At 43.5% G+C, this 5,396-nt stretch carries 2 protein-coding genes, 10 tRNA genes and 2 rRNA genes; 5 read left to right on the top strand and 9 right to left on the bottom strand.

All coding sequences use genetic code 11. From position 1 onward, the window contains the following. The 5 genes from rrf (AB4484_RS23605) to AB4484_RS23625 all read left to right on the top strand — a co-directional run. Positions 1-111 (top strand): 5S ribosomal RNA (rrf, locus tag AB4484_RS23605); the annotation flags it as partial. Between the two features lie 73 nt (positions 112-184). Next, positions 185-261, top strand: a tRNA-Thr gene (locus tag AB4484_RS23610). 42 nt (positions 262-303) lie between these two features. Continuing rightward, positions 304-419: ribosomal RNA gene (gene rrf, locus AB4484_RS23615) — 5S ribosomal RNA — on the top strand. Positions 420-449: 30 nt separating this feature from the next. Beyond that, positions 450-526, top strand: a tRNA-Asp gene (locus AB4484_RS23620). Positions 527-1,639: 1,113 nt separating this feature from the next. Further along, positions 1,640-2,035 (top strand): DUF2391 family protein, encoded by a 396-nt coding sequence (locus AB4484_RS23625; RefSeq protein ID WP_048611972.1) that lies wholly within the window; start codon positions 1,640-1,642, stop codon positions 2,033-2,035. 344 nt (positions 2,036-2,379) lie between these two features. Here AB4484_RS23625 and AB4484_RS23630 read toward each other — a convergent pair. From AB4484_RS23630 to AB4484_RS23670, 9 genes are all read right to left on the bottom strand, one after another. Then, positions 2,380-2,455, bottom strand: a tRNA-Asn gene (locus AB4484_RS23630). A 29-nt stretch (positions 2,456-2,484) separates the two neighbouring features. Continuing rightward, positions 2,485-2,560 (bottom strand) — tRNA-Thr (locus AB4484_RS23635). A 36-nt stretch (positions 2,561-2,596) separates the two neighbouring features. Beyond that, positions 2,597-2,672 (bottom strand) — tRNA-Asn (locus AB4484_RS23640). Between the two features lie 24 nt (positions 2,673-2,696). Next, positions 2,697-2,772: transfer RNA gene (locus tag AB4484_RS23645), tRNA-Thr, on the bottom strand. A gap of 55 nt (positions 2,773-2,827) precedes the next feature. After that, a tRNA-Phe gene (locus AB4484_RS23650) sits at positions 2,828-2,903 on the bottom strand. 234 nt (positions 2,904-3,137) lie between these two features. Continuing rightward, positions 3,138-4,763: a methyl-accepting chemotaxis protein gene (locus AB4484_RS23655; protein WP_333914040.1), complete on the bottom strand. Its 1,626-nt coding sequence runs from the start codon at positions 4,761-4,763 to the stop codon at positions 3,138-3,140. A 328-nt stretch (positions 4,764-5,091) separates the two neighbouring features. After that, positions 5,092-5,167, bottom strand: a tRNA-Asn gene (locus AB4484_RS23660). A gap of 56 nt (positions 5,168-5,223) precedes the next feature. After that, positions 5,224-5,299: transfer RNA gene (locus tag AB4484_RS23665), tRNA-Phe, on the bottom strand. A 7-nt stretch (positions 5,300-5,306) separates the two neighbouring features. Beyond that, positions 5,307-5,382, bottom strand: a tRNA-Thr gene (locus AB4484_RS23670). Positions 5,383-5,396 lie beyond the last annotated feature (14 nt).

Consider the following 5,396-nt stretch of genomic DNA (forward strand, 5'->3'; position numbering starts at 1 on the left):
CGACCATAGCATTGTGGACCCACCTGATTCCATGCCGAACTCAGAAGTGAAACACAATAGCGCCGATGGTAGTGTGGGGCTTCCCCATGTGAGAGTAGGACATCGCCAAGCTCCAAATTTATTTTCACTTTTAAAAAGTGAAGACAAAAAGTTTTCAGAATCGTTTTTAAATGATTCTTGAACTGCTGATATAGCTCAGCCCGGTAGAGCGCACCCTTGGTAAGGGTGAGGTCCCCAGTTCGAGTCTGGGTATCAGCACCACTATTTAGTTGATTTGATTCATCAAGTTAACAACAGAATTTGTTTGACGACCATAGCATTGTGGACCCACCTGATTCCATGCCGAACTCAGAAGTGAAACACAATAGCGCCGATGGTAGTGTGGGGCTTCCCCATGTGAGAGTAGGACATCGTCAGGCTCAAATTGCTTTAAGCTGAATAGACACTGCGGAGTGGTAGTTCAGTTGGTTAGAATACCGGCCTGTCACGCCGGGGGTCGCGGGTTCGAGTCCCGTCCACTCCGCCACTTATTAGAAAGCCTAGTCTTATGACTAGGCTTTCGTCGTTTCTGGGTATCGATAATTGGGTCTCCGATCAACGAGTCCCGGTCGCCTGAGATCCCAGTTACTCAGCTACTATAAGAAGCCTCGCTAGAAGTAGTGGGACTTTTTTACATCTAAATCATAGTGCTTCGCACGTTAGTCGAATAACTTGCACAAAAGATTCCCGTATCCCGTAGCTCTTAGCCTAGGGCTCCCCAACCTTACGATTAGAGTTACATCATTTCAGACTCCAGTTGTGAGTTGAAACAAGCATAGAGCTTTAATCTCAGTGCCGAGTACCCGTACTATACGCGTTGTAAGTTAGCTTTATGAGACGAACTGACTCAATGTATCCCCTTCTCCACACCTGAAACTGTACAGGCCTTATAACCTATCTTGTTGCTCTGTACTTGTAGGTTGCTTCTCTATTTAGCGAGTGTTCTTCAAGTATCAGCTAACAGCCCTTCGCCTAGGAAACCTGACTTCTATCCTGTCTGTGGATCTAGAGGATAGTTCTGATGTGTAATTAGGGCTCTATCATGGAGGCTTCTCTTAAAAACGCTAGAGCCCCTAATGAGTCGACTTAATAGCTCTTGTTATGCATTTAGCTTAAACCACTCTCGATGGTATTGAGCGCCTTGTTCGAAGCACTCCAAGGGGGAAGGTGGGCCTGATTCACTTTGTCACTTTGAAGATGAGAGTCGCTAGGTTGTGTTCAAAAGTGGTGCTGGAGGGATATATAAACTAAGAAACAGAGCATCCCTCGAGTCCGTATCTACACGTGCAGTGAGGTTCATCCCCCAACTGATTGCGATGTTCTCTGGTTCTAGGGGATGGTATTTTAGGATGTTTGCCGGTCTCTCTTAGATTCTGATGTGCTTGTTGACTCGATATGAATTAGTTGTTTGACCGTTTTGCTCTGAGCATATTGATTTCTTGCTGGTTAGTTCAAGCTATGTTTTGGCTATTGCGACTAAGATAAAGATAGAAGGTGACTACTGTTTGCTTGGTAAGAGTAGAAAATCCCAAGTCATCGGTGGATAGTTTTGTGATTTTTTAAGAAATAGATAAAGCCTTAAAACCTAATGGATCTAACTATGAAATTGAGTTTTAACTTTGAAGATGCGAGCCAGATCTTTGTTGGATCTTTTGCTTTGGCCGTGCCGATTTCTTTTTCTGAAGAGGCTTGGAAGTTAGGGGAGACCTTACCTACAGCTAATCTATTGCTGTTATTTTTACTGTCTGCGGTGTTCTTAGGCTTCTATACGTATGAGAGTGTCTTTCAAAAAGATGTTGTTGCACGGTTGCCAGTGTTTATTTTCAGAATAGTTATTGCTTATGTTATGACGGCATTGGTCGTTGCTTTGGTACTGACTTGTCTGGACAAATTACCTCTAATGAGTGACCCAGTTGTATCGATCAAAAGAGTGATTGTTATTTCAATGCCTGCCTCTATGGGCGCTATTGTCGTGGATAGTTTTGATAAAGAGTGACTTGTGTATCATTTGGATTGAAGCGCCTTACAGAGCTTTTCTAGCGCTTATTTGATTCGTTATTTAGCTTTTTCACTTCCAGACTTAGCATTGATTTGTTTAACCGCTCTCCTCATCAATATAATGAGTAGTAACGTTACTATGAGTGACTCTTACGTGAATGTGTCGTTTGTTGCTGGGAGATATTGAAGAGCGTCAAGTAGCGAAGATTTGTAGCTTTGGAAGGAGATGAAAACAGTTGGTTTCTGAGTCGAATAGAAATTAGAGAGGAGAGGGAAGTTGTATTGAGATGTTGGGATCTTTAGATGCAAAAAAGCCGCATCAATGATGCGGCTTCTTTTAATTGGCTCCCCTTGCAAGACTTGAACTTGCGACATACGGATTAACAGTCCGCCGTTCTACCAACTGAACTAAAGGGGAATTGATTGTTTAGTCTCTAATCAAGAGAATGGTGCCGACTACCGGAATCGAACTGGTGACCTACTGATTACAAGTCAGTTGCTCTACCTACTGAGCTAAGTCGGCATCATGAATCAAAAAGCTTATGCTTGATGATTAACTTGGCTCCCCTTGCAAGACTTGAACTTGCGACATACGGATTAACAGTCCGCCGTTCTACCAACTGAACTAAAGGGGAATTATTCTTAAAGCTTTAAAGAAATGGTGCCGACTACCGGAGTCGAACTGGTGACCTACTGATTACAAGTCAGTTGCTCTACCTACTGAGCTAAGTCGGCACATAATATTTCTTGTGCTTTACTGTTGTTGTCTAAGACACCAACAAATAAATTGTGGTGCCCGGAGGCGGAATCGAACCACCGACACGAGGATTTTCAATCCTCTGCTCTACCGACTGAGCTATCCGGGCGACGAGGTGTATTAAACGTGTTTTCGCGTTCTGGGTCAACATTAAATTGCAAAAAAAGTATCGTTTGATGTTTTTCTATACTTAGTGGGTTGTTTTTGCTCGTTTGGGGTGAAAAACCTAGGTCTAGCATGCCCTAAAAGATAGTAAAACTACGGTTAACTACACTGAATGGGCGCCGAAATAAAAAAAGCACGTATGAAAACGTGCTTTTTTATTTAAAAATTTCTAGGGAGTTTAGTGTTTTACTTCAAACCTATTAACCCAAGCTTCTAATTCGTTGGAAAGAGAGGCAAGAGTTTGGGTGCTGTTATGACTTTCTGTTACGACATTGCTCAGTTGGTTACCGCTCTCTTCGATCATATTGATACGCTTCGATATATCATCGCTCACCTGAGTCTGCTCAGCGGCCGCTGTTGCGATTTGATGACTCATTGATGAAATGGACTCTAATGCGACAACAATCTGTTGTAGTGCTTCAGAGGCGTTTTGAGACTCTGTTACGGTGCTTTCACTGGTCGCGGCACAAACTTCCATGGTTTGAATTGCGTTGCGAGATCCTTCTTGAAGGTTATTAATCATCAATTGGATTTCTTTGGTGCTCGACTGTGTTCGGCCTGCAAGGTTACGAACCTCATCTGCTACAACTGCGAATCCACGGCCTTGTTCGCCAGCTCGAGCTGCTTCAATGGCTGCGTTAAGTGCTAACAGGTTAGTTTGCTCCGCTATATCACCAATCACATCCAATACTTTTGCAATGTTGTTTACATCGTTATCTAGGTTAGCGACAGCTTCGCTTGCTGTGCCTAGTTGGCCTGCTAAACCTTGAATGTTATCTACTGTGTTGTGAATGAGTTGTTGGGTATGCTGGCTCTGTTTGTCGGCCTCATCTGTGTTGCGCGCGGTATCGCTAGCTGAATCAGCAACGTTATTAGCTGAAGAGGCCATCTCGGTCATTGCTGTCGCGATCATCTCTGTTGATTGCTGTTGGGTGTCTGTCAGTTGGGCAATTGACCCAGCGCGATCTTCTACGCGCTGCAGTTCGCCTCTTAATGCCAGCATTGAAGCGTCAAGGTTTGATACTAGCTCAGCGAGTGACTTACTCATTTGTTGTACGGCGTGGTAGATACTGCCGTCAGTTGCCTGAGTTTCGAAAGAGGTTTGAATTCGACCTTGTGCTACGGCTTGTACTGCTTCTCGTACATCTTTAGGTTCGCCGCCAAGAAGCGCTAGCATGCGTTTAATGGATACAATTAGGCTCGATAGAATAAGACCAGCAATCACCACACAAAGGAATAGCTGCCATTGAGCGGTAGACCAAAAACGAGCGTTAACTTCATTGAACCCAATACCGGTGCCGACAACCCAGCCCCAATGTGGTGTTTTCTCTGCTATAGACAGTTTTTCTTCAATCGTTCCATCTGGCAGTTTTTGTGTCCAGGTGTACTCAATGATCTCGCCAGTACGATTACCAAGTACTCTTTGGATTAGCTGACCAACACTATTGCCGTCGCCGTCTTTAAAGTCGTTAAAGCTGGTTCCGTGTAGTTGAGGATCTAATGGTGTTGCGACAAACGTCATGTTTTCATCGGCAACGTAAACATATTCATTATCTTTATAGATGTTGTTGCGTAGAAGGCGAGTAGCTAGTTGCTTAGCTTGCTCTTCTTCTAGTGTGCCATCAATCGCCATCTTCTCGACTTCAGTAAGAATGCTGTATGCACTCTTAAATAGCTCTGTCACGCGAGCCTTGTTGTCCATATTGCTAGCGACTCTCAATGTCCATAAACCAGTAGCCGTCAGTGCTAGCAGGGCGATCAAGATGATGCCCGATAATAAGTAAGCTTGCGTTTTTAGTTTCATATTTCCCCGCGCAGCGATTCAATAATTAGTATTAGGTATAATTCATCGAATCTTAATCTAAGTTGTGTAGGGCAGATATTAGAAAGACATCAAAGTATGATAGAGATTAAATTTTCGAAGAAAAAAAAGTAACGGGATTTGGTTCTGTTGGAATGGATATGCTTTATAGAACTTAGAATCAACTGCTGTAGTAAGAGTACTAGAAGGAGATAACTCAATTTATCGAGACTGATTAAGAGTTAGTGAGGAGCTGATGCGTCTATTGAATAGAGTTTGCTTTTGTTCAAACGAAAAAAAGCCAAGTCTTTCGACTTGGCTTTCTTGAATGTGGCTCCCCTTGCAAGACTTGAACTTGCGACATACGGATTAACAGTCCGCCGTTCTACCAACTGAACTAAAGGGGAATTATTTGTGTCAACATCAGGTCTATAAAGACCATTATTTGTTAAGCACCAAATAATGGTGCCTCGAGGCGGAATCGAACCACCGACACGCGGATTTTCAATCCGCTGCTCTACCGACTGAGCTATCGAGGCAAAAGAATGGTGCCGACTACCGGAGTCGAACTGGTGACCTACTGATTACAAGTCAGTTGCTCTACCTACTGAGCTAAGTCGGCACACTAAATTCTTT

It is taken from the genome of Vibrio sp. 10N.261.46.A3, assembly GCF_041472995.1.
Taxonomy (GTDB): Bacteria; Pseudomonadota; Gammaproteobacteria; order Enterobacterales; family Vibrionaceae; genus Vibrio; species Vibrio coralliirubri.

Excerpts from the sequence above, each read along its gene's own strand:
- AB4484_RS23625 (WP_048611972.1), top strand. The coding sequence starts at position 1,640 with ATGAAATTGAGTTTTAACTTTGAAGATGCGAGCCAGATCTTTGTTGGA.
- AB4484_RS23655 (WP_333914040.1), bottom strand. The coding sequence starts at position 4,763 with ATGAAACTAAAAACGCAAGCTTACTTATTATCGGGCATCATCTTGATC.